The organism is Fibrobacterota bacterium (assembly GCA_019509785.1).
Classification (GTDB): domain Bacteria; phylum Fibrobacterota; class Fibrobacteria; order UBA11236; family UBA11236; genus Chersky-265.
Genome location: JAEKLQ010000045.1, coordinates 31,981 through 52,922 on the forward strand (window position 1 = coordinate 31,981; position 20,942 = coordinate 52,922).

At 62.4% G+C, this 20,942-nt stretch carries 21 protein-coding genes and 1 tRNA gene; 13 read left to right on the forward strand and 9 right to left on the reverse strand.

The window, feature by feature from the left end; all coding sequences use genetic code 11:
* Window position 1 precedes the first annotated feature (1 nt).
* The 6 genes from JF616_13465 to JF616_13490 all read left to right on the forward strand — a co-directional run bounded on the left by JF616_13465 (window position 2) and on the right by JF616_13490 (window position 7,646).
* A complete protein-coding gene (locus tag JF616_13465; protein ID MBW8888758.1) occupies window positions 2-961 on the forward strand; it encodes an ABC transporter ATP-binding protein in 960 nt (319 codons plus the stop codon).
* Between the two features lie 16 nt (window positions 962-977).
* Entirely contained in the window at window positions 978-1,769 is a 792-nt protein-coding gene (locus JF616_13470; GenBank protein MBW8888759.1) for an ABC transporter ATP-binding protein, read from the forward strand.
* A complete protein-coding gene (locus JF616_13475) occupies window positions 1,766-2,875 on the forward strand; it encodes an ABC transporter permease (GenBank protein MBW8888760.1) in 1,110 nt (369 codons plus the stop codon). Before JF616_13470 ends, JF616_13475 begins: the two co-directional genes overlap by 4 nt.
* Window positions 2,872-4,053, forward strand: a complete 1,182-nt coding sequence (locus JF616_13480; GenBank protein MBW8888761.1) for an ABC transporter permease — start codon at window positions 2,872-2,874, stop codon at window positions 4,051-4,053. The genes JF616_13475 and JF616_13480 overlap by 4 nt, the downstream gene beginning before the upstream one ends.
* 115 nt (window positions 4,054-4,168) lie before the next feature.
* Window positions 4,169-5,668 carry a hypothetical protein gene (locus JF616_13485; protein ID MBW8888762.1) on the forward strand — a complete coding sequence of 500 codons (1,500 nt, stop codon included), beginning with the start codon at window positions 4,169-4,171 and terminating at the stop codon, window positions 5,666-5,668.
* 271 nt (window positions 5,669-5,939) lie between these two features.
* Window positions 5,940-7,646 carry a cellulase family glycosylhydrolase gene (locus JF616_13490; GenBank protein MBW8888763.1) on the forward strand — a complete coding sequence of 569 codons (1,707 nt, stop codon included), beginning with the start codon at window positions 5,940-5,942 and terminating at the stop codon, window positions 7,644-7,646.
* Between the two features lie 106 nt (window positions 7,647-7,752).
* Here the strand turns inward: JF616_13490 and JF616_13495 are convergent, their stop codons facing one another.
* Both JF616_13495 and JF616_13500 read right to left on the reverse strand, forming a co-directional pair.
* Window positions 7,753-8,295, reverse strand: a complete 543-nt coding sequence (locus tag JF616_13495; GenBank protein MBW8888764.1) for a hypothetical protein — start codon at window positions 8,293-8,295, stop codon at window positions 7,753-7,755.
* Window positions 8,296-8,327: 32 nt separating this feature from the next.
* On the reverse strand, window positions 8,328-9,494 hold the full coding sequence (locus JF616_13500; GenBank protein ID MBW8888765.1) for a tetratricopeptide repeat protein: 1,167 nt from the start codon (window positions 9,492-9,494) through the stop codon (window positions 8,328-8,330).
* An 87-nt stretch (window positions 9,495-9,581) separates the two neighbouring features.
* Here JF616_13500 and JF616_13505 point away from each other — a divergent pair, with 87 nt between their 5' ends.
* The gene (locus tag JF616_13505) at window positions 9,582-10,517 is read left to right on the forward strand and encodes an MCE family protein (protein ID MBW8888766.1); all 936 of its coding nucleotides are present in this window, start codon (window positions 9,582-9,584) and stop codon (window positions 10,515-10,517) included.
* Between the two features lie 12 nt (window positions 10,518-10,529).
* On the opposite strand, the gene JF616_13510 is transcribed toward JF616_13505, so the two are convergent.
* Complete coding sequence (locus tag JF616_13510; GenBank protein ID MBW8888767.1) at window positions 10,530-11,288, reverse strand: response regulator; 759 nt, start codon at window positions 11,286-11,288, stop codon at window positions 10,530-10,532.
* Window positions 11,289-11,475: 187 nt separating this feature from the next.
* Between JF616_13510 and JF616_13515 the strand changes: the two genes are divergently transcribed.
* Genes JF616_13515 through JF616_13525 form a run of 3 tightly spaced genes read left to right on the forward strand, consistent with a single transcriptional unit; the run spans window position 11,476 to window position 12,914 of the window.
* Window positions 11,476-11,997 carry a hypothetical protein gene (locus tag JF616_13515; GenBank protein ID MBW8888768.1) on the forward strand — a complete coding sequence of 174 codons (522 nt, stop codon included), beginning with the start codon at window positions 11,476-11,478 and terminating at the stop codon, window positions 11,995-11,997.
* Window positions 11,998-12,003: 6 nt separating this feature from the next.
* On the forward strand, window positions 12,004-12,447 hold the full coding sequence (locus JF616_13520; GenBank protein ID MBW8888769.1) for a hypothetical protein: 444 nt from the start codon (window positions 12,004-12,006) through the stop codon (window positions 12,445-12,447).
* 59 nt (window positions 12,448-12,506) lie between these two features.
* Window positions 12,507-12,914: a hypothetical protein gene (locus JF616_13525; protein MBW8888770.1), complete on the forward strand. Its 408-nt coding sequence runs from the start codon at window positions 12,507-12,509 to the stop codon at window positions 12,912-12,914.
* Window positions 12,915-12,952: 38 nt separating this feature from the next.
* On the opposite strand, the gene JF616_13530 is transcribed toward JF616_13525, so the two are convergent.
* Window positions 12,953-14,734 carry a phosphoenolpyruvate carboxykinase (GTP) gene (locus JF616_13530; GenBank protein MBW8888771.1) on the reverse strand — a complete coding sequence of 594 codons (1,782 nt, stop codon included), beginning with the start codon at window positions 14,732-14,734 and terminating at the stop codon, window positions 12,953-12,955.
* Window positions 14,735-15,082: 348 nt separating this feature from the next.
* On the opposite strand from JF616_13530, the gene JF616_13535 reads away from it, so the two are divergent.
* Both JF616_13535 and JF616_13540 read left to right on the forward strand, forming a co-directional pair.
* Window positions 15,083-15,490, forward strand: a complete 408-nt coding sequence (locus JF616_13535; protein ID MBW8888772.1) for a GAF domain-containing protein — start codon at window positions 15,083-15,085, stop codon at window positions 15,488-15,490.
* 79 nt (window positions 15,491-15,569) lie between these two features.
* Entirely contained in the window at window positions 15,570-16,616 is a 1,047-nt protein-coding gene (locus JF616_13540) for an arabinan endo-1,5-alpha-L-arabinosidase (protein ID MBW8888773.1), read from the forward strand.
* Between the two features lie 27 nt (window positions 16,617-16,643).
* On the opposite strand, the gene JF616_13545 is transcribed toward JF616_13540, so the two are convergent.
* The 4 genes from JF616_13545 to JF616_13560 all read right to left on the reverse strand — a co-directional run bounded on the left by JF616_13545 (window position 16,644) and on the right by JF616_13560 (window position 19,964).
* On the reverse strand, window positions 16,644-16,829 hold the full coding sequence (locus tag JF616_13545) for a hypothetical protein (protein ID MBW8888774.1): 186 nt from the start codon (window positions 16,827-16,829) through the stop codon (window positions 16,644-16,646).
* 116 nt (window positions 16,830-16,945) lie between these two features.
* Window positions 16,946-18,160 carry a TlpA family protein disulfide reductase gene (locus JF616_13550; protein ID MBW8888775.1) on the reverse strand — a complete coding sequence of 405 codons (1,215 nt, stop codon included), beginning with the start codon at window positions 18,158-18,160 and terminating at the stop codon, window positions 16,946-16,948.
* An 85-nt stretch (window positions 18,161-18,245) separates the two neighbouring features.
* Window positions 18,246-19,202, reverse strand: a complete 957-nt coding sequence (locus JF616_13555; protein ID MBW8888776.1) for a hypothetical protein — start codon at window positions 19,200-19,202, stop codon at window positions 18,246-18,248.
* Between the two features lie 132 nt (window positions 19,203-19,334).
* A complete protein-coding gene (locus JF616_13560) occupies window positions 19,335-19,964 on the reverse strand; it encodes a DUF445 family protein (GenBank protein MBW8888777.1) in 630 nt (209 codons plus the stop codon).
* Between the two features lie 101 nt (window positions 19,965-20,065).
* Here JF616_13560 and JF616_13565 point away from each other — a divergent pair.
* Window positions 20,066-20,140 (forward strand) — tRNA-Asn (locus JF616_13565).
* Between the two features lie 19 nt (window positions 20,141-20,159).
* Here the strand turns inward: JF616_13565 and JF616_13570 are convergent.
* Window positions 20,160-20,924, reverse strand: a complete 765-nt coding sequence (locus JF616_13570) for a sulfite exporter TauE/SafE family protein (protein MBW8888778.1) — start codon at window positions 20,922-20,924, stop codon at window positions 20,160-20,162.
* Between the last annotated feature and the right edge of the window lie 18 nt (window positions 20,925-20,942).

Consider the following 20,942-nt stretch of genomic DNA (forward strand, 5'->3'; position numbering starts at 1 on the left):
CATGGAACCCGTCGTCTCCATTCGCGCCCTGTCCAAGGACCACGCGGGCGAGCGCGCCCTGCGCGGACTTTCCCTGGACGTGCCCGATCCCTGCCTTTTCGGGATCATCGGGGCCGACGGAGCCGGCAAATCCACCTTGATGAACATCCTGGCCACGCTCTCCGATCCCGACACCGGCGGCGCCCGGGTCTTGGGACGGGATCTCGCCAAGGACTTCCGCTCGATCCGCTCCGATATCGGGTTCATGCCGCAACGCTTTTCATTGTACCAGGATCTTTCCGTGCTCGAGAACCTGGATTTTTTCGCCGACATCTTCGGCATCGCCGGCCAGGCCAAGCGGGATCGCATGCGCGACCTGCTCGCCTTCGCCGGCCTAACCGCCTTTACGGGCCGGCGCGCCGGGCAGCTCTCGGGCGGCATGAAGCAGAAACTGGCCTTGGCCTGCACCCTGGTCCATCAACCGCGGCTGCTCCTGCTCGACGAACCCACGGTGGGCGTCGACCCCGTGGCCCGACGGGATTTCTGGACCATGCTCAAGGCCCTGCGCAAGAACGGCGTCAGCCTCATGGTCTCCACGCCTTACATGGATGAAGCCGCGCTCTGCGATGCGGTAATGCTCTTGCATGAAGGTTCCATCCTGGCCCAAGGATCCCCGGCCGAATTGCTGAAGGCGTACCCCTACCGCCTCTACCGCGTGGATGCCGATCCCGCGGCGCGGATCCCCACCCTCACCTATCCCGGCGATCGCCCGCCGCCGCCCGGCTTCGCTTTGATGTATCCTTCCGGCGGCTCCTTGCATGCCGCCGAGGCCGTCGGCCAGCGCGACGATCCCCTGGCGCGCATCCGTCAGGCCGTACCGCATGCGGGCGCGGCCGCTCCGATCGAGCCAACGCTCGAGGATTGCTTTTTCGCCTTGTTGTCCGGCCATTCCCACGCGGCGCCGGCGGAGGCGAAGGCATGAATGCGGAGGCCAGGCCATGAGCGATGCCGCCTATAGCATCCGCACCGAGCAACTGACCAAACGTTTTGGTCATTTCACCGCCGTGGATCATATCGACGTATCGGTGGCGAAGGGCGAAGTCTTCGGGTTCCTGGGGGCCAACGGCGCGGGCAAGACCACGGCCATCCGCATGCTGTGCGGCTTGCTGGAACCCACCTCCGGCCATGGCTACGTGGCCGGCTTCGACGTGCTCAAGGAGAGCGCCAAGATCCGCACACGGATAGGCTACATGTCCCAGAAGTTCTCCCTCTATCCCGATCTCACCGTCGCCGAAAACCTCAAGCTGTACGGCCGGCTTTACGGGCTGGATGGAAAAGGTTTGCGGGCCAGGATGGAAGAAATGGCCGCCTTCCTGGGGCTGAAGGAACTGCTGCTCAAGCTTACCGCTTCCCTGCCCTGGGGTTGGCAACAACGCCTGAGCCTGGCCTGCGCCAACTTGCATCGCCCCGAGATCCTGTTCCTAGACGAACCCACCGGATCGGTGGATCCGGTCAGCCGCCGCAATTTCTGGGACCTGATCCATCGCCTCTCCGCGGAAGGGACGACCATCTTCATCACCTCCCATTACATGGACGAGGTCGAATACTGCCACCGCCTGTCCATCATGATCGACGGGCGCATCGCGGCCATGGGCTCGCCCCGGGATCTAAAACGCGAGCATGCCAGCGCATCCATTCATGAACTGTTCCTCAAACTCATGGAAGGGAAACCCGGTGCGGAGGGGAAAGCGTCGGGACTCACACCCACGACCGCGGGCGGCCCGTCATGATGTCGCGGTCCCGTCTCCTAACCATCGCGCGGAAGGAACTGCGCCATATCTTCCGGGATTGGCAAACCCTGGTCGTGGTACTCGTGATGCCGGTGATGATGATGTTCCTTTACGGGTACGCCCTCAACGCCGATGCCAAGGATATCCCCTGCCTCATCGAAGACCCTTCCCCGTCCCCGGAGACCCGCGCCATCGCGTCCAAGATCGATGCGAGTTCGCTTTTCGCGGTGGAAGGGCATGTGTTCACCGCCGACGATCCCGCCGAGCTTTTCCGCCTCTACCAGGTCCGCGCCATTTTCCGCTTCCCGCCGGATTTCGCGCGCGATCTCCATCGGCCCGGAGGCGCGCACGTGCAGGCCCTCGTCGACGGGTCCGATCCCAATATGGGAGCCATCATCCGCAACGCGGCCGATCCTATCCTCCTGGGAGCCACCCTGGACGTCGTCGGCATGCGGCAGCCGCGGGTCCTGGACCTGCATACCCTCATCCTCTACAATCCCGAGCAGCGTAGCGCCCTTTTCTTCGTGCCCGGCCTGATGGCTGTGATCCTGCTGATGATCTCGGCTTTGCTGACCTCGGTGGCCATCGCCCGGGAAAAGGAACTGGGCACCATGGGCCAATTGCTGGTCAGCCCGTTAAGACCCTTGGAGATCATCGTCGGCAAGATCCTCCCCTATCTGCTGCTCGCGGCGGTGGACGGCTTCCTGGTTTTGGCGGTCGGCCGCTTGGCCTTCGGGGTGCGCATCGCCGGGAATCCCTGGTTCCTGGCCGCCTGCAGCCTGGTCTACATCTTCACCGCCTTGAGCATCGGCCTGCTCATCAGCACCATCGCCAAGCGCCAGCAGCACGCCATGTTCATGGCCCTGGGCGCCACCATGATGCCTACCGTGATCTTGTCCGGATTCATTTTCCCCGTCTTAAGCATGCCCTTGCCGTTGCGCATCCTGTCGCATATCATCCCGGCCACCTATTTCCTCGAGATCGTACGCGGCATCATCCTCAAAGGGGTGGGCTTGGCGGAGTTGTGGAAGCCCCTGGCGGCGCTGGCCGGCGAAGGCCTGCTCCTCACGGCCATCGCCATCCGCAAGTTCAAGGTGAAATTATGAACGGCTTCCGCACCATCGTCTGGAAAGAGTTCGCCCAGCTCAAGCGGGACAAGACCTCGCTTCGGTTGATGATCATGATCCCCATGATGCAAATGCTGCTGCTGGGTTACGCTCTGACCACGGAAGTGAAGAATACGCCGGTGGCCGTGCTGGATCACGACGGCGGGCCGCGCAGCCGGGAATTGATCCAAGCGGTCGCGCATAATCCGCTATTCGATTACAAGGCATCGGCGGTTTCGGAGAACGATCTCCGGGCCGCGCTCGATCGCGGCGACATCAAGATCGGCATGATCATCCCGGCGGATTTCTCCCGGCTCCTGGAGCGGGCGACACGGATCGATCCCGGGCCCGGCGGAGCGCCTTCCCTGGGGGCCTTGAACGGGGACGGTGCCCGCGTGCAACTCTGGGTGGACGGGCAGGACGCCAACTCCGCCAACGTCGCGCGCGGATACCTGGGCGCCATCCTCAACCAATGGGCCATGGCCGATTTGCGGCATCGCCTGGAAGGCTATGGCATCCGGCTCGATCAAGTCTTGCCGGTTTCCACCGGAGTGAGCGTGCTTTTCAATCCCTCATTGAAATCCACCTGGTACATGATTCCCGGCATCGCCGTCATCCTCGTCACCATGGTCACCGCCCTCCTGACCGGTTTCTCCATCGTACGCGAGAAGGAGGCCGGCACCCTGGAACAATTGATGGTGACGCCGCTGAAGCCCATCCACGTGGTGGTGGGTAAAGCCGTACCCTTCCTCATCATCGGTATCGCGGAATTGATGTTCGCCCTGAACTTCGCGCGCTTCTGGTTCGGCGTCCCTTTTCGCGGGACCTATGTGGCCTTGCTCGCTTTCACCGCCGTATACGTGCTCTCCGCCCTGGGCATCGGCATCTTCACGTCCACGGTGGCCCGCACCCAGCAACAGGCCCTCTTCATCATCTGGTTTTTCCTGCTGTTCTTCCTGCTCTTATCGGGGTTTTTCCTTCCGGTCGAGAACATGCCCCATTGGGTACAGAAGGTGACGCTGGCGAATCCGGTGCGGTGGTTCATGCACGTACTGCGCGAGATGTTCCTGAAAGGATCCGGCTTCGCCGAGCTCTGGCGCGAAGGATTAGCCATGCTGGCCATCGGATTTGGGGTTTTTGGACTTTCTTTGGTAAAATTTAGCCGCCAGGCATCCTGAGGAAATCCACCAGGGATAATGGTGCCTTTCGGCACTTGCCATTAGTTTTACCGCACCTATCTCCTACTTCTGTACACAAAAATTCCTCGGACCCTCGAACCGGAGAAGACCTCCTTTGTCCAAGTTACGCCTTTTATGCCTGGCCCTCGCAGCGTGGGCAGCCGCGCCCGCCCCGGCCCAGGTCTTTCCCGAGGCCCTGCCGGCCAACCGTGGGGCCACAACGCAATATTCCCCGCGTATGCTGGCCCTGGGCGAACCCCGCTTCACCGATTCCTCGCTCTATAACCTGTACGATCAGGGCGGATCGCCCATGGGACTGCTGGAAACGCGTAAGGAGCACGTAGGACTGTCCCTCGGCTACCTGGGAAGCCAGCGCGCGACACCAGGGGATTCCCTGACTCTCAGCCACAGCGATTTTTCCATTCCGCAACTGGGCTTCTTCCAGCCCGGCGTCTTCGGGGCCAGCCTTTACTTCCTGCGCGAATCGGAAGCCTATCGCCAACGGCGCGGCGACAGCGTGGAGAACGGCGCCAATCTTTTCGGCTTGGACATGGCCGCGGGCCCCGCCTCGGGCTTGTTCCGGGTGGGATTCAGCGCCCATGCCCGCTTGGGTTCGATCGATTACCCCGGGGATCCGAACCGCATCCTCCTCTCGGTTCCCTCCTTGCGTTTCGACCTGGGCAGCCGTGTGCTTCCTGGCTTGGAAACGGGGATCTTCGCCGGCTTCGGGGCCAGCTTCGACAGCCTGCGGACCCCGACGGGCGACCTGGAAAGGGTCGCCTCCATGACGCTCCCCCGTTACGGGATCTTGGCGGATGTCGGCGGCACGGAAGCCTTGCCGGTGATGGGCAACGTCGTGCTTGAGCTCGGCACCGATCGCACTTTCGGCGAGTACAGGCCGGCCGGAGGGGACGGCATCCAATATCCCACGGTTTGGACCGACTACTGGACCTTCCAGACCCAATGGATGTATCCGCTCCTGGTGCAGGATTTCCGGTTGCAGCCGGCCATCCGCTTCGCGCACCGTTCCGAGAAGGCGCAAGGCTATAAGGGACTCAAGGGAAACCAGGATCCCTTCAAGAAGGGGAGTAAAATCGACTCCCTCAAGTTGACGAGGAGCGTCAACGATTTCGGCTTGGGCGCGCAGATCAGCTTCCGGGAAATCGTTTCCGTGCTCATGGAATGGGAGACCGCCGGGCATACCTACGAGGCCGATAGTTCGCATGACGAACGTTATAATCGCTTCTCCGTCGGCCTGGAACATTACGTCCATCGCCTTCCCATCGACTTCCCTAAATCGGTAAGCCTGGTATTGCGCGCCGGGTGGACCTGGCGCCAGGACCCGAAAGATCAACCCGGGTATCGGGATTTCCATTTCGAACCCTTCCTTCCCTCCGGCTTGATCGGTGGTCGCAAGCCTTCATTCAGTTCCAAGCCCGACGCCCCGGCAGCGTACAGTGCGCTCAGCCTGGGATTCAGCCTTGGAGTATTGGAGGACAAGCTCCTCCTGGATGGTTTCCTGGGCTTTCCCGAACAGCGTGAACGGATGGCAATCGGGACGCAGGATGCTACCGGAACCGAAATCGGAGCCACTCTGACTTATCGGGTCCTTTGAGGCCGGGGCCGGGGGTCCCTACAAAACCCTAAACGCCGGCTGAATTAGGGAACGGAAGGGTGAACCTTCCGAATTTTCCGAAGCACAAAGAATAACTGAAGCATTAGGTTCTACCGAAGAACCAGGCTAGTCGGAATCGTGGATGGACAACGAGGGGAATGGGAACCCCGCCGACACGCAAAGTGAAGCCAAAAACTCAACCTGGAGCCTAGAAATGAAAAGCCAACGAAAAAGCGTAAGTGCGGCCCTTATCGCCGCATTTTCGACGCTCATGGCCGCCTCGGCGGCCCACGCCGCGAATGAATGGGCGGTCGATGCCAAAGGCAACATCACGCTCAATGGCGCGGTTTTCCGGATCAAGGGCGGGTCCTGGTTCGGGCTCGAGGGCCGGCATGAACCGTCCTCGGATGCGACCAACCCCAGCGGCGCGCCGATGGAACTGTATCTCGGCAATATGTTCTGGAGCGAGAGCGGCCGTACCTTGACCCAAGACGCTGCCGAAATCAAGGCCATGGGATTCAACAGCATTCGTATCCCGGTTGTGCCCCAGACCTTGTCGGACGCCGATCCGCAGGGCCTGGATCCCAATCTGAAGAACGCGAAGGCCGTGCGGATCCAAGGCGCTTTCACCGCCCTGAAGACGATGATGCAGGCCTGCTCCGCCGCCGGCCTGTACGTCATGCTCGACATGCATTCCTGTTCCAATTACGTAGGCTGGCGGAAGGGCCGGCTGGATGCCCGCCCGCCTTATGTGGACAAGGATCGTCAAAGTTACGATTTCAAGCGCGAGGATTATTCCTGCGCCGAGACCGATAACCCGAGCACCGTCACCCACATCAACGCGTACAACGTCACCAAGTGGCTGGCAGATCTGAAGACCCTGGCCGGGCTGGGAGCGGCCGCCGGCGTGGACAACGTGATGGGCATCGACATCTTCAACGAGCCCTGGGATTACAGCTGGAGCGAATGGAGCTCCTTGATTGATCAAGCCTACGGCGCCATCAGCGCCGTGAACCCCCGCATCCTGATCTTCGCCCAGGGGATCGGCAGCACGAACGGCAACCAGGACGGCTCGCCCACCACCATCAACAAGACCCCCTTCGGCGACACGACTTCGAATCCCAACTGGGGCGAAAACCTGTTCGAAGCGGGCCTGAAGCCGCCCACCATGCCGAAAAGCAAATTGGTGTTCTCACCGCATACCTACGGCCCTTCCGTTTTCGTGCAGAAGATGTTCGCCGACCCGGCCCAACCCGAATGCGCCGGCCTCGAGGGCGACGCCTTCGGCGATAAGAAGTGCCGCATCGTGATCAACCAAGCGAAGCTCGACAAGGGCTGGCATGATCACTTCGGCTACCTGAGGGCAATGGGTTATGCCGTGGCCATCGGCGAGTACGGCGGGAACATGGACTGGCCCAACAAGGCCGAGGCCGTCAACCAGCAACGGTTCAGCTACATCACCGATCATACCTTCGATGAGCAGTGGCAGAAGGCCTTCGTCGATTACATGATGCGGGAAGGCATTTACGACTCCTTTTATTGGTCCATCAACCCGGAATCCGGCGACACCTACGGTATTTTCAAGACCCCGTATGACCCGATTTCCAACAAGGACGGATGGGGAACCTGGTCGGCCACCGATTCCCGGAAGACCACCTTATTGAGCAAGCTCTGGAGCATGCCGGAGGTCGCGAACCCGGGCAACGTCATCGCCGTCAAGAGCGCCTCCAAGAAGGGCTTCGATTTCCATGCCTCGGGCACCGGGCTGATCGCCTACACCTTGCCCAAGACGGAAACGGTTTCCCTTAAGCTCTACAATCTCGACGGAAGCCTGCGGTCGGAAGTCATCAGCCAAGAGCAGTCGGCGGGTTCCTACTCCCTGAACCGGCAGCAGATGAAGGCCAAATCGGGGCTGTATCTGGCGGCATTCAAGGCCGGCGAATACACCTACAATCAAGTCGTGTATCTGGCCCAGTAAGCCATCGCCAAGTAATCCATCATGAAAACGGGCCCGGCATCGCTGCCGGCCCGTCTTGCTTCCCCGTCTTCCATATCTCGTCCGGCTTCCCTTCCTCCCGTTCCTCCTACTCCCCTTCTTCCTCTTCCTCGCCCAATTGCGCGTACGCGCTGTCGATGGCGGCGAGGCAAGCGGCCGATTGGCCGGGCCAAATCGACTGGGGTAGTTTGAGCAGCGCGCGCCTGCGCCGGATCAAAGCGCGCTGGCATTGGGGGACAGGGGCATCGAGGGGCAAGGCGCCGCACAGATCCGCAAAGGCCCCCGGATCATCCAGCCCCCGGGCATATTCCAGAACGCGTTGCGGATCGCGGCTGATGGCCTCCGCGAATGCGAGATCCAGCTCATCGGCCGCATCGCCTTCCGCTGCCGCGCGCAGGGCATCCCCCACTTCCAACCAAGCGGGATCGGCTGAAACGATGCCCGCTTTTACGTCCGCCCAGGCGGGCCTTTCGTAGATCTCGCGCAGCACCGAACGCGCTCCCAGGCGCTGCACGCGCGCGGCCAGAACCTGGGCCGGGCTTTGTTCCGGCGCCACCCGCTCGCGCTTCTCCAAAGCGGCGGCGAAGCCGGTAGCCAGCATCAGGGCCAGGGCCAATCCGCGCGCGCTCACTGACGCTTTTACGGGGAATCCTATCCGAACGCTCAGGGAGAATCCCTTCGAGGTACCCGCGCCGCCATGGCGCGTTTCCACAATGTCCATTGCCGGGCGCTGTCCAGGGCCTGGGGCAATTTCAATCCGGGTCGATCCCGGATCAAGGCGGACCATGAGTCCAGATACCGGGTGGTGGCAGAGTCTTCCCAGGGACGGGATGCCAGGAAGGCGTCGTACTCCTTCTGCGCGTCCGTCAGGCCCGCGAAAGCCGCGTTCGCCCCCGCGCTATCCTCGAAGGTCCGATAGTACAATGTCAGGAACTCGGCGGCCTTGAGCTGGAACATGTATCCCAGGGACCGCTGTTCGTATCCTCCCGACAATACCTTGGGGCCGGTGTAGGAATCCACGCGCAGATTGCGTCCCAAGCGGAATAGGCCGAGGGCGGCGTCCCTTCCGCGTAGGCGGATATCGTACGGATGCTCGCCTTGGGTGGATAGGAATACTGAATACAGGATATCGATCAGCTTTTCGAAGGGCGGGAAGGGCACCCGCCGATAAAGCGCGACGGCTTCGGTCAGGGTATAAGGGTTCCATTGGCGGCAATCGCTGAACAAGCCCAACAGCGCCTCTTCCAAGCGGGGGTAGTAGAAATCGCCGCGGGGGAGCCGCCGCGGGTCTTGAAAGATGGCGCGGGCTTGCGGCACGCGTCCTTCCCGGAGCAAGAGATACGCTTCGATCACCCGCAGCGCCCCGTTGCCGGGGTCGCGGGCCAGGGCCTTGTCGAGCCAGGGGCGCGCGCGTTGGAGATCGCCAGCGCTGTCGCCGGCCGCCGTGCCGGCGGCTTCGACCGCGCTGTCGTCGGAGGTCGTAACATCGGCGGCTTCGAGATAGGCGAGACAAAGCCGGAAGGCGATCATAGGTTCGCCGGGGCGCAAGCTATCTGCGCGGATCAGTTCGGCGATGCGGACTTGCCGGGAGGTATCCGTGAGCCCGAGGAACAGGTGCAGGCGCCAATCCCCCGGATACCATTCCGCGATCTGCTCCAACGGCTCCGGCGGCCGGAAGTCCGCCAGGGAAACCTTCCGTTGCGATTCGGTCAGAGGGGTTTCGCGTAATGGCTTACGCCCATCGCACCCCGTAAGGCCACACGGAAGGCAGCCGAGGATGCCCGCGAGCGCGAGCCCTTTGGCCAATGCGATGGACGGCCGTACCGGCATGGGGACAAATGTACAATCCGGGTCCCGCGAATTCGTATCATTCCTACATTCCTCAGGGAGCGGCTGGCCGCTCTCCGGAACCATAGCATGGAGAAATACGCCCGCATCGTCGGCTACGCCTCGGCCCTCGCGATTCTGCTGGCGGCCCTGGCCCTGGTCATGGGCCTCCGCGAAGGCGTGCTCTTCCCCCATCATCGCGTGCGGGTCCGTTTCCCCGCCATCGGCACCCTGATGGAAGACGATCCCGTGAAGCTGCGCGGCGTGGCCGTCGGGCGGGTGGCCTCCATCCGGGCGGAAAACGGCGAGGCCATCGCGACATTGGAATTCTTCCATGGTACGCCTCTCCCCGCCGATTCGCGCTTCGTCAATTACAACTACAGCCTTTTCGGCGCGCGCATGGTGATCCTGGTGCCCGGCTCCTCGCGCGAGCCCATGGACGCGGAAAAGCTGCAGCAAGGGGACTTCAGCGCCGGCGTATCCGAATCCATCCATCGCGTGGATGAATTGCTGCGTACGGTTTCCGAATACAAGCGCCTGAGCATGCGCCTGGACCGAGGCTCGGACACGTCCCTCTCCGTGCAGCAATACCTCGCCCTCCGGGTGTATCCGGTGCTGGAGCGGTTCGCGGCCCTGACCCGGGACATGGATTCCCTGCAAAGCGCGGCCGGATCGCAATTGGATGGGCTGGAAACGGCGGCGGCCGGCATGGATCGCCTGGGGCGCGGTTTATCTTCCCAAAGCGACACCCTGGTCGCGCGCGCCGAGCGGACTTTGGATCGGCTGGCGCGACTGACCGCGCAATCCACCATCGTGCTCCATGGCCTCGAAGAGATAGCCATCGCCAGCCAGGACACAACCCATGGCCCCGGCCGCCTTATCGCCAACCGGGATCTCTACGATAAGACCATGGCCGTGACCCATGCCTTGGAGGACATGCTTAAGCTGCTGGAGAAGGACGGGTTGACGGATGCCATCCATTTCTGGCGCAACGTCCACGTCCGGTGGAAAAAGTATTCCGAATAGCGGCCGAAGCGATCAGACGGCGGTTCGCGCCAAGATCCCTTTCACATCTTCCCATAAGACCGGGATTGACTCGGGCTCCCGCGCGGGCCGCAAGCGGATGCCGTCCCGATCCTCCTCTACGAACAGCAGGTCGAGACCGGGACGGTAGCCGGATAAGGTGGAAGCCCAAAAGGTCCTTTCCGCGGAACCGGGCGGGTCGGCCAAAATCAGATGGATGGGCCCTTCATGCCAGCGGCCGATGAAGAGGGCCTCGGACCCATGGGCCGTATCCAGGACCCAGTAGCCGCTCTCGCGCAGGGATTCCCTAATCCAATGACGCCGATAGGGATCGGCTACCCGTAATAGGACGGTTCCGCGCGTGCGGCAGGCATCGCGCCGGCCGGCGAACGGGGTTCCCCGCAAGATGGCTTCCACCCGTTGCGACAGAACCAAGGGACTAAGGGGCTTGGGTAGGAATTCGCCTAGGGGATCGCCGCAAGCCAGCGCCACCAGCGGATCGCCCGCGTATGCCGACACGTAAAGGACCTTGAGCCCGGGATTGCCCCGGCGCATCAAGCGCGCCAACTCGAGGCCGTCGCAATGGGGCGGCATCATCACGTCGGTTACAAGCAAATCCGGCGGACCGGCTTCCCCGGCGCTCAGCTCCAAGGCCTCCAGCGCGTGCGCCGCCGTCAGCACGGCGTAACCGTTCATCCGCAGCACGTCGGCCATCAAGCGACGCAATGCCGGCTCATCATCGACCACCAGTACATGGGGCATTTTGCCTTGCATGGGAGCCTCCCCGTGGATTCCTTCGGGAACTATGACTTCACGGCCGAAAATACACCTTGGCCGGCGCGCCACCAAGGAAAAAACGCCGGCGCCTCACGCCTTCCGGAGGGCAAAAGAGGTTAAATTGTACTTGCCGGCGGCAGCCGGCATGCCGGCCTTGGCCGGACCCGTCACCGAGGAGTTACCCATGCGCCCCGCAGAAAACCGCAAACCCCCATCGTTCCGGAAGCGCGTCTTCCTGGCGGCGGCTATGCTTTCCGCGGCTATCGCCGCCCGGGCGGAGGAAGATCCCCTGTTGGGCAACATCAAGGGGATCCAATGCGTAGGCTGCACGGCCGGATCCGTTGATCTGATCATCCATGATCCCATCGATGTGCGGGACTTCCAGGTGCGCATCGCGGAAAGCGATTACCAGAAAATCATCACCCCTCTGCCCGGCAAAACCATATACGACAAGAACGGCTGCTTCTATTGGTTCGACGCCCCGAAGGGGCAGGTTTCCGCTAAAGCGGATGCCGCCAAGAAAAAAGCCGCCGGCAAGCAGGACAAAGACGATGCCAAGAAAGCGGCCCCGGACGATTCGTCCCATTCCGACTCCGGTTCCCCGGCGCCGCCTCCCTCGCCGGAAATCCAGGGAACCCCTTCGCGGTGCATCCCCTACACGCGCGTGGAACCCGCCCCGTCCCAATCGGGAAAGCAGAAGGACTGACGGGGCATGGCCGGACCCATCGAAAACCTTTCCTTCGTGGCCCGGCGCCTGATCCAATACGAGCGGCGCTTCGCCCTGGCCAATCCCAGGCGCAAGGTCGAGGCCGCGACCCTATTCTCCCGCATCGCCGCCAGCCTGCAGGCTTTGGCTTCCGATTTGGGAAGGGATCAATTGCCCAACGATCCCAGCCGGGAGTTGGTCCTGTATTCGACCCGGCTCGCCGAGTGCGTGGGCGAAGAGCTGGGGGAGCCCGAGTCCGAGCGTCTCGCGAACGTGCTGGCCGAGGCCAGCGACAAGGAGCGCCTGTATTTGCAGTACCGCTCCTCCGAGAACAAGAAGGACTTGGCCGAGGAGTTGGAAAAAGCTTCCATTTTGATCCAGGCCCTGGCTAACGGCCTATGCCCCACCCCCCCGCCGACCCCCGGCTGGGTCGAATCCCCCCTGGCGTAATTCTCCGCTTCCCTGGCTTCCCCATCTTCCCGATGGTAAAATCCGGGTGAGGGAAGCCCATGAAACATCCGTTCACCGGGGAATACATCAAGATGGCGACCGAGGCCGGCGAGGTCCAGGCGGTTCGCCTGGGGACCAAGCTCTTCGAGGCCGGGGACTTCGTCATTTTCGAATCCGCCTTCACCCCGGCGGGTATGGTTTCTCCCATCGACGAGCATTCCCATGGCGTTCCCCAAGACAATGCCCGGGTCTGGCTGCCGCAGTTGCGGCAATTAATGGATATGTTCGGGGATTTCCGTTCTTCCCTGGAAGCCTTCAGCTCGGCCTTGGGATCGCATGCCGGGGCCCCGAACGGCTACTTCGATAAGTTCAAAAGCTGGGAAGAAGTGACCCTCGCGGTCCTGATGCTGCGGAAAGCCGGCAAGATCTGGAACGGCCAGGCCTGGCTACGCGGAACCCCTGCGTAATCCTGATTACCCTGCGCATCCCTTGGGATGGGCCGGTTTTAAAGCCGCGAAATCAACAACTCCCTCTGGAATATCAGTTCCTTCGGCAGGTGATCGTAGAGCGAGATGAATAGCTCATCTTGCGAGATCACCTCGCGCTTCCAGGCGTCGATATCGATGGCTTGGATTTCCTCGAAGTTCTGTGGGGTAAAACCGCGCAATCCCTTGATTTCGATCTCTTCCGCCAAGGGCATCCAGCCCAGGGGCGTTTCGATCGCCCCGCGGCGGCCCTGGCATCGGCCTACGATCCACGCCAGCACACGCATGTTCTCGCCGAAACCGGGCCACATGAATTTCCCTTCCGCGTTCCGCCGGAACCAATTGACCTGGAAAATCAAGGGCGGGCGCTTGATCAGCTTCCGCATCTTGATCCAATGGGCGAAGTAATCGCCCATGTTGTAACCGCAGAAGGGAAGCATCGCCATCGGGTCCCGGCGCACCAGGCCCGTCTTCCCTTCCGCCGCCGCGGTGGTTTCCGATCCGATGGTGGCTCCCATGAATACGCCATGGATCCAATTGAAGGCCTGGCAGATGAGGGGGACGTTGGTGGCCCGCCTTCCGCCGAAGATGATGGCCGAAAGCGGGACCCCGGCGGGATCCTCCCAAGCCGGATCGATGGTGGGGCAATTGGAAGCGGGCGCGGTAAAGCGGGAGTTCGGATGCGCCGCGGGAGCCTGGCTTTCCGGCGTCCAAGGGTTCCCGCGCCAATCCATCACGCCTGCCTTCGGCGGCGGGCCCAATCCTTCCCACCAGACGTCCCCGTCCCCGGTCAAAGCGACGTTGGTGAAGATGGTGTCCTTGGCGATGCTGTGCATGGCGGTAGGGTTGGACTCCCAGCTGGTTCCCGGCGCCACCCCGAAGAAGCCCGCCTCCGGATTGATGGCGCGCAAGCGCCCGTCGGGCCCGGGTTTGATCCAGGCGATGTCGTCCCCGACCGTATTGGTTTTCCAGCCGGGCATGGTGGCCGGTGGCACCATCATGGCGAAATTGGTTTTGCCGCATTGGCTGGGGAAGGCCGCCGCCACATAGGTCTTTTCCCCGCTCGGCGAGGTCACTCCCAGTATCAGCATATGCTCGGCCAACCAGCCCTCGTCCCTTCCCATCACCGAAGCGATGCGTAAGGCGAAGCATTTCTTGCCCAGCAGGGCGTTGCCCCCGTATCCGCTGCCGAAAGACCAGATGGCGCGCTCTTCGGGGAAATGGACGATGTGCCGTTCCGGAGGATTGCAGGGCCAAGCGACGTCGGCCTGGCCGGAGGCCAGGGGCGCCCCCACCGAGTGCAGGCATTTCACGAAGTCGCCATCGCCCAGCACCCGCAAGGCGCCAGCGCCCATGCGGGTCATGATGCGCATGCTAACCGCCACGTAGGCCGAGTCCGTGAGTTGCACCCCGATGCGGGCGATGTCCGATCCCAAGGGGCCCATGCTGAAAGGCACCACGTAAAGGGTGCGACCGCGCATGCAGCCGCGGAACAGGCCGGTCAGCTTGGCCCGCATCTCCAAAGGGGCTTTCCAATTGTTGGTGGGCCCGGCGTCTTCGCGGCGCTGGGAGCAAATGAAGGTGCGCTCTTCGGAGCGCGCCACGTCTTCGTGATGGGAGCGGCAATAAAAACTATTGGGACGCTTCAGAGGGTTGAGGGGGATGAAGGTTCCGCTCTTGACCAAAAGATCGCAAAGCCGATCGTACTCGGCTTGCGAGCCGTCGCACCATTCGATGCGCGCCGGTTGGCACAACGCGGCCGTTTCGTGGACCCACGCCTCGAGCTTCGCATTCGCCGCCATCAGGACTCCTTCTCGTGCCGACATAACCCGCCCCAGGTTTCGAAAACCGAACGGCTCCCGCCAGGACTGTCCGCTAAAATAGCCTCTTCCGGGCGCGGGAGAAGGTTCGTGAGGCTCCCGGCCAACCAAGGACTTTACCGGTTCAAGACGTTTTTTTCCATCTTAGGGCGCCTTGCCCCGGATGGCGGCGCGGACGGGCAAGGTTATATTTATGGGGCGGATGCGCGGCGGGAACGCCGGCGTCCGGTCATCCGGAGGGACCGTAACATGCCGAATACCATATCCAAGGACGCCTTGCTGGCCGAAGTACGCGCCATCCTGCAGAAGGGCGGGAATTCCGATCCAACCATGGATCAAGTCCTCTCCAAGTTGCTTGAGGCCTTCCAATGCCAGGTCGGCACCATCCACACCATCGATGCCTCCACCGGCATGCTCAAGATGCGCGCCCGCCGGGGCATCCCGGATTCCATCCTCGACAAGGTGAAGATGATCCCGATCGGCAAGGGCATGGCCGGCATCGCGGCCGAACGTAAGCAAGCCGTGCAAGTCTGCAATTTGCAGACCGATACCTCGGGAGTGGCCAAGCCCGGGGCCAAGGACACCAAGATGGAAGGATCCATTTCGGCGCCCATGATGCTGGACGGGAAGGTCTACGGCACGGTGGGAGTAGGCAAACCCATCCCTTACGAATTCTCCGACGAGGAAAGCGGCGCCATCATGGACGCCGGAGCCGTAATCGCATCCTTCGTCAAGTGAGGGCCCGTACACGAAAGTAATCCGGGCGCCAGCGGCCTTTTTTCTCATCGCCCTCATCCATGGGGCTGCGACGTCGCCAATGTCGCAGGAAGCCGTGAATCCGCTGCGCGGCGACCTAGGGGTGCATGATCCCGCGATAATCAAAGCTTCTTCCGCTTACGTGATCGTTTCCACCGGAAACGGCATCTCACTTAAGACCTCTCCCGATCGATTGACCTGGCGGAACGCCGGCTCGGTGTTCACCGCCAATCCCGCCTGGCATAAGACCTACGTCCCGCAAGCAGATGCTTCCTTATGGGCCCCCGATATCTCCTTCCGGGACGGGAAATATTGGCTCTACTACGCGGTATCCACTTTCGGCTCCAACGTTTCCGCCATCGGCCTGGCGACCACCCCCACCCTGGACGCCTCCGGCCGGGGCGATTGGGCCGATCAGGGGATGGTCGTCCGCTCGCAAGCCGCGGACGATTTCAACGCCATCGATCCGAACGCCGCCCTCGATAGCGACGGCGCGGCCTGGCTGGTCTTCGGCTCCTTCTGGTCGGGAATTCAACTGCTTCGGATCGATCCCGCCACCGGCAAGCCGTCAGCGGATGCCAAACGCATCGGCCTGGCCACCCATAGCGGCGGCATCGAAGCCCCGTTCCTCTTTTTCCGGGAGCCTTATTGGTACCTGTTCGTTTCCTGGGACAAATGCTGCCAGGGCGCGGCCAGCACCTACAACATCCGCGCGGGCCGGAGCGCGAAAATCGATGGGCCATACAAGGATAGCCGCGGCGTAGCCATGGCATCGGGTGGAGGCGACTTAATCGACGCCGGGGATGCTCGTTGGAAGGGGCCGGGGCACTGCGCCGTGTTCATCGATCGGGATACCGCCTTCATGGCGAACCACGCCTACGACGCCAAGAACGCGGGCGCTTCCACCTTATGGATACGGCCGTTGTATTGGACCAAGGCCGGGTGGCCAAGCTTGGATGCTACGGCGGGGACCCCTTCCGCGATCCGGGTGGGGAGACAGCCGACCCGTTTTTTCGATCGGGATCGCTTACGGGATGCCGTAGGCAGGAAGGCGCCGGGGGGACGGCGCGCTACTATGCCCGGATTCGCGGCGCCCGTGACCCGCTGAACCGGGTATCCGCCGCTGCGGCGGATGCTAGGAGCGCATTCCCTGTACCAGCCAGGCCAAGCTGAAATAGCCCGCCCACACGGCGGCCACCGCCGTCAATACCGGCACCGGGGAAGCATGTCCGGGACCTTGGGCCAGGGAAGCCCAGAATCCGTTGGCCAGGGAAGCGCCTGCCGTCGCCAGTCTCGCTATGTTCTTTCCGCTCTTCATCATATCCCAACCCTTCATTCCGTTAGTCTATGGCCTGGGGAAACCTGCAGGGTACGGGTAACCTGCGTATTTCCACGCACATTCCGTGCGCGCCGGCGGGCCCTTCGGCCCGGTCTGCGCTAGCGGGCATGCGGGCCCAGTTCCAGATTCTTGTTCTCCACCACGCCTTTTTCGTTGATCTTCACGAGCATGGGCAAGGGATGGTTCGCGTAAAACCGCCGGGCCTCGGGGCCGGCCATCCCTACCATCCAATCCATATGGTGCTTGAGCACCGCTTGCTGCACCGAAGGCAAATCGGATTCGGTGGTAATGCTTATCACCTGCCAGTTCTTGCCCCCGAAGGACTTCCAGAACCCCCGCACCCCTTCCAGGTTGTCGTAGCAGGGCTTGCAGAGGGTGGACCAGAAATGCAAAAGCACCTTCTTCCCGCGCAAGTCGGAAAGCCGCACCGTATCGCCGTCCATGTTCACGAAGCGGAGGTCGGGGGCCGGACGCCCTTCGAAGGCTTTGGGGGCCGCGGCGGCGGGATCGAAAGCGGCCAGCCGCTTCAAGTCCAGCCATCCGCCTTTATCATCGGCCGCGACGACCTGGTAGGAGATCGAATCCAGGGAAAACCGGATGGGAGCGCCCGGAGCCGCGGCGACTCCGCCCGCATCCAGCGATTTCACCAAGGCACCTTCCCCGTCCCAGTCCACCACCACGCGGTCTCCCCCGTCCAGGCGGATGCGGCCGTCCCCATCTGCATCGCAGGCTCCCAACCACCAATGCTTGCCTCCCGATTGCAGCCAGCCAGCATTGATGTCCATGACGCGGATGCGAATCGGCTCTTCATCGCACATGGCCCAGGCCAGGTTCCGCTTCAAGCCTTCGCATTTCTCCCGCCAGGCTTTCGCGTTCTTGCCGGCGCGGCAGAGCGCCAGCGGAGGCATGCCCGCCCCGGAATGCGCCAAGGTCACGCAAGAGTCGCCTTTGGGCCAGAACTTTCCCGGACCGTCATTGCCCAAATCCTCGTCATCGTTCAGGTCGGCGAAAACGGAGTCGCCCTTCGGCGTGGCGAACAGGGCGATGGAGAGCATAGGATCGCCGCCTTGGGCGCGAATGCCTTTCAAGGAAAGGAAGCGGAGCGATTCCAAGGGCTTGTTGCGGGGCAAGATCACTTTTTCATCCGCCATCACGCGCGGCAGGGCGACGGCCTGGCAGGGGCCCCTGGCATCGGGGCAATCCAGGAAATCGCCCATCGCCGGTTCGCGCGGATCGAAAGTTCGCTCGTCCAGGACCAGACGAATCGTTTCACCCACGGGATCGGCGGCGCCGATCGGGACTATCAAAGCCAAGACGCCCGCTACGAAGGCAGCGGGGAGGTGGCGGCATTTTCGGAAACCCATCCGGATTTATGGTACCGGGCGCCGCGCGAAACCGTCAAGCATAAGCCGTCACGGCGTTCGGGGCCCGCCCGGTTTCCCGGAAGACCCGGGCGATGCGAACCACTTCTTCGGCCACCGCCTCGGCGGCCTGGTCGGTGGAGGCCCCTAAATGGGGGGTGCCGACGCATAAGGAAGCCAATTCCGCGTCCGCAAAGGGGGCTTCCCCGGTTTTCGGCTCCCCGGCGAAAACGTCCAATCCGACCCGCAAGCCTTTACCGCGGATGGCTTCGATCAGGGCCTCGCGATCCACCACTTCGCCCCGGGCGGTATTGACGAATAGGGCTCCGGGCTTCAGGGCGGCGAAGAACTCGCGTCCCAGCAGGCCGCGTGTCGCAGCGGTGGAGGCGACGTGTACACTGACGGCGTCCACGGATTTGGCCAATTCGAGCAGGGATGGGGTGAATTCCACCCCGGCCTCTGAGGCAAGCGCGGGGGTTAGGTGATCTGACCAGGCCTTAACCTTCATTCCCAGGCCCTTGGCATCTCGCGCCATGGCATGCCCGACCGAACCCAATCCTACCAGGCCCAGCGTCCGGCCCATCAGGCCTTTTCCCTGCCCCAAGGCGGCCTTGGTCCAGTTGCCGGCGCGTAGATCCCGCGTCGCATCGGCGATATGGCGATCGGCCGCCAGGAGCAGGCCCAAGGCGATTTCGGCGACGGCATCGGCATTGCGGCCCGGGGTGTTGCTGACCTGGATGCCGCGGGCGGCGGCGGCGGCGACGTCGATGGTATCCGTGCCGGCCCCGGCCCGGATGATAAGCCTTAAGGACGGGAAAGCGGGCAGGAGCGCCCCAGGAACCAGGCTCGAACGGACCACCAGGATTTCGGCAGTGGCGGCGGCGGCGGGAAGAGTCCCGGCGGGCAAGCCCTTGGACTCGTCTATCGAGAAACCCAAATCCTTCAAGGCGCCCACAGCGCGAACGTCCAGCTTATCGGCGATCAGGATGCGCATGAGGGCCCCCTTTCCACTCTACCACCGGGCCGGTTCCGCCGCCAATCCTCCAGGTTTCCGGAATCCCGCCGCGGCTGGCCCGCATATTCTGAAGATAGACCTTGGGGGAAGGCGGCGCCAGGTGGCGAACGGTCAATGCCCGATGCGAAAATAGAGGAAGTTCACCGCCGCCTGGATGACTCCGATGAATACGCCCAGGACCAGGCCGATGATGGCGATCTCGTTCAGTTCCTTGTAACCGATCTGCTCGATGATGTCGTTCAGGCGCTGCACGTCGAAAGCCAGGATATTGCGCCGGATGGTATCCCGCAAATCGATCTTGGTCTCCAAGGTCTTCACCAAAAGCTCGGTGTATTTTTCCGCCTCGGAAGAGAACATATCCGCCACCTTATCCCGGATCTTCCCGAGCTTATCCGGCGTAACGAACATGCCGACGAGGGGGATTCCCGACAGGATCTCCCCCACCTTCTCTTCCCATTTATCCAATATCAGTTGCCGCATCGCCTGGGCGGGATCCACCCGCTTCAGGAACTGCATGATATCTTCCTCCTTGAGGAACTCCCGGGCGATGGCCTCCGAGATACGCTCCGCCAAATCGGCCTGGCGCCGGGGCAGCAAGCCCTGGATACGGATCCCGAGGATATGGATGGGGCGAACCGGCTTGAGGAGAAGCTTTACGGCCAGCCAATTGGTGAACCAGCCGTGCCCTCCCGCCAAAAGGATGGGCAAGAGAATCAGGGTGATGATTTGGGCGAGGGGCATGCCGGGGAAATCTAAAAAGAGGCCTGGCTCGGCGACGGAGAATCCCGTACGGAAGCGCGTAGACGCCGAATTGGCTTTTGATTACTTTTGCCTGCCGTTATTGGAGTGTAGCTCAGCGGTAGAGCAATCGGCTGTTAACCGATCGGTCGTAGGTTCGATCCCTACCACTCCAGCCACTTTCCCCTTCGATTCGCCTCAGCCGTAGGCCTTGAAGAAAAAGTAAAGCGTCATGGCCGAAGCCAGACAGGTGATGGCGATGCGGACCTTCCCCTGCTCCACTTTCTGGACCCAATGCCCGGCCGCATAGCCCCCGACGATGCAGCCCGAGGTCATGACCAGGGCGGGAGCCCAATGCACCTTGCCGGATATGATGAAGACGACAACCCCGATGCCGTTGATGACCATGACTTGTAGCGATTTGAGCGCGTTCATTTCATGGATGTCGTTCATCCCGATCAGGGTGAGCACGGCCAGGGTCATGATGCCCATGCCGCCGCCGAAAAAGCCTCCATAAACGGCGATGCAGAAAAGCAGCAGGTAGACCAGCCAGCGCGGGAAGGGAGCCTCCGCCCCGCGGATGGCCACGAGACGGGAGGTGATTTTCGGGCCGGTGATGAACAAGGTCGTGGCGAAGAGCAATAGCCAGGGCAGCAGCGCCATGAAGAAGGCGTTGGTGGTGAAGAGCAGGAGGACGGCGCCCATGGCGCTTCCGCAAACGGCGAGGGCGAGATAGACGGCGAGGGGATGCTTGCGGCCTTGCAGGTTGCGGCGATACGCGAACAAGGTCGCGATCAGGCCCGGCCACACGGCGATGGTCCCGCCGATATTGGCGATCACCGGCGCATCCCCGGCCCAAATCAGGGCGGGCAAGGTGATGAAGCCGCCGCCGCCCGCCAAAGCGTTGAGCCCGCCCGCCAGGGCCCCCGCGGCGAACAGTACCGGCCATTGCAGAGAATGCATTTTTGAACGGTACTCAAA

Excerpts from the sequence above, each read along its gene's own strand:
- JF616_13465 (MBW8888758.1), top strand. The coding sequence starts at position 2 with ATGGAACCCGTCGTCTCCATTCGCGCCCTGTCCAAGGACCACGCGGGC.
- JF616_13470 (MBW8888759.1), top strand. The coding sequence starts at position 978 with ATGAGCGATGCCGCCTATAGCATCCGCACCGAGCAACTGACCAAACGT.
- JF616_13475 (MBW8888760.1), top strand. The coding sequence starts at position 1,766 with ATGATGTCGCGGTCCCGTCTCCTAACCATCGCGCGGAAGGAACTGCGC.
- JF616_13480 (MBW8888761.1), top strand. The coding sequence starts at position 2,872 with ATGAACGGCTTCCGCACCATCGTCTGGAAAGAGTTCGCCCAGCTCAAG.
- JF616_13490 (MBW8888763.1), top strand. The coding sequence starts at position 5,940 with ATGGCCGCCTCGGCGGCCCACGCCGCGAATGAATGGGCGGTCGATGCC.
- JF616_13500 (MBW8888765.1), bottom strand. The coding sequence starts at position 9,494 with ATGCCGGTACGGCCGTCCATCGCATTGGCCAAAGGGCTCGCGCTCGCG.
- JF616_13505 (MBW8888766.1), top strand. The coding sequence starts at position 9,582 with ATGGAGAAATACGCCCGCATCGTCGGCTACGCCTCGGCCCTCGCGATT.
- JF616_13510 (MBW8888767.1), bottom strand. The coding sequence starts at position 11,288 with ATGCAAGGCAAAATGCCCCATGTACTGGTGGTCGATGATGAGCCGGCA.
- JF616_13515 (MBW8888768.1), top strand. The coding sequence starts at position 11,476 with ATGCGCCCCGCAGAAAACCGCAAACCCCCATCGTTCCGGAAGCGCGTC.
- JF616_13520 (MBW8888769.1), top strand. The coding sequence starts at position 12,004 with ATGGCCGGACCCATCGAAAACCTTTCCTTCGTGGCCCGGCGCCTGATC.
- JF616_13525 (MBW8888770.1), top strand. The coding sequence starts at position 12,507 with ATGAAACATCCGTTCACCGGGGAATACATCAAGATGGCGACCGAGGCC.
- JF616_13530 (MBW8888771.1), bottom strand. The coding sequence starts at position 14,734 with ATGGCGGCGAATGCGAAGCTCGAGGCGTGGGTCCACGAAACGGCCGCG.
- JF616_13535 (MBW8888772.1), top strand. The coding sequence starts at position 15,083 with ATGGATCAAGTCCTCTCCAAGTTGCTTGAGGCCTTCCAATGCCAGGTC.
- JF616_13540 (MBW8888773.1), top strand. The coding sequence starts at position 15,570 with ATGTCGCAGGAAGCCGTGAATCCGCTGCGCGGCGACCTAGGGGTGCAT.
- JF616_13545 (MBW8888774.1), bottom strand. The coding sequence starts at position 16,829 with ATGATGAAGAGCGGAAAGAACATAGCGAGACTGGCGACGGCAGGCGCT.
- JF616_13555 (MBW8888776.1), bottom strand. The coding sequence starts at position 19,202 with ATGCGCATCCTGATCGCCGATAAGCTGGACGTTCGCGCTGTGGGCGCC.
- JF616_13560 (MBW8888777.1), bottom strand. The coding sequence starts at position 19,964 with ATGCCCCTCGCCCAAATCATCACCCTGATTCTCTTGCCCATCCTTTTG.
- JF616_13570 (MBW8888778.1), bottom strand. The coding sequence starts at position 20,924 with ATGCATTCTCTGCAATGGCCGGTACTGTTCGCCGCGGGGGCCCTGGCG.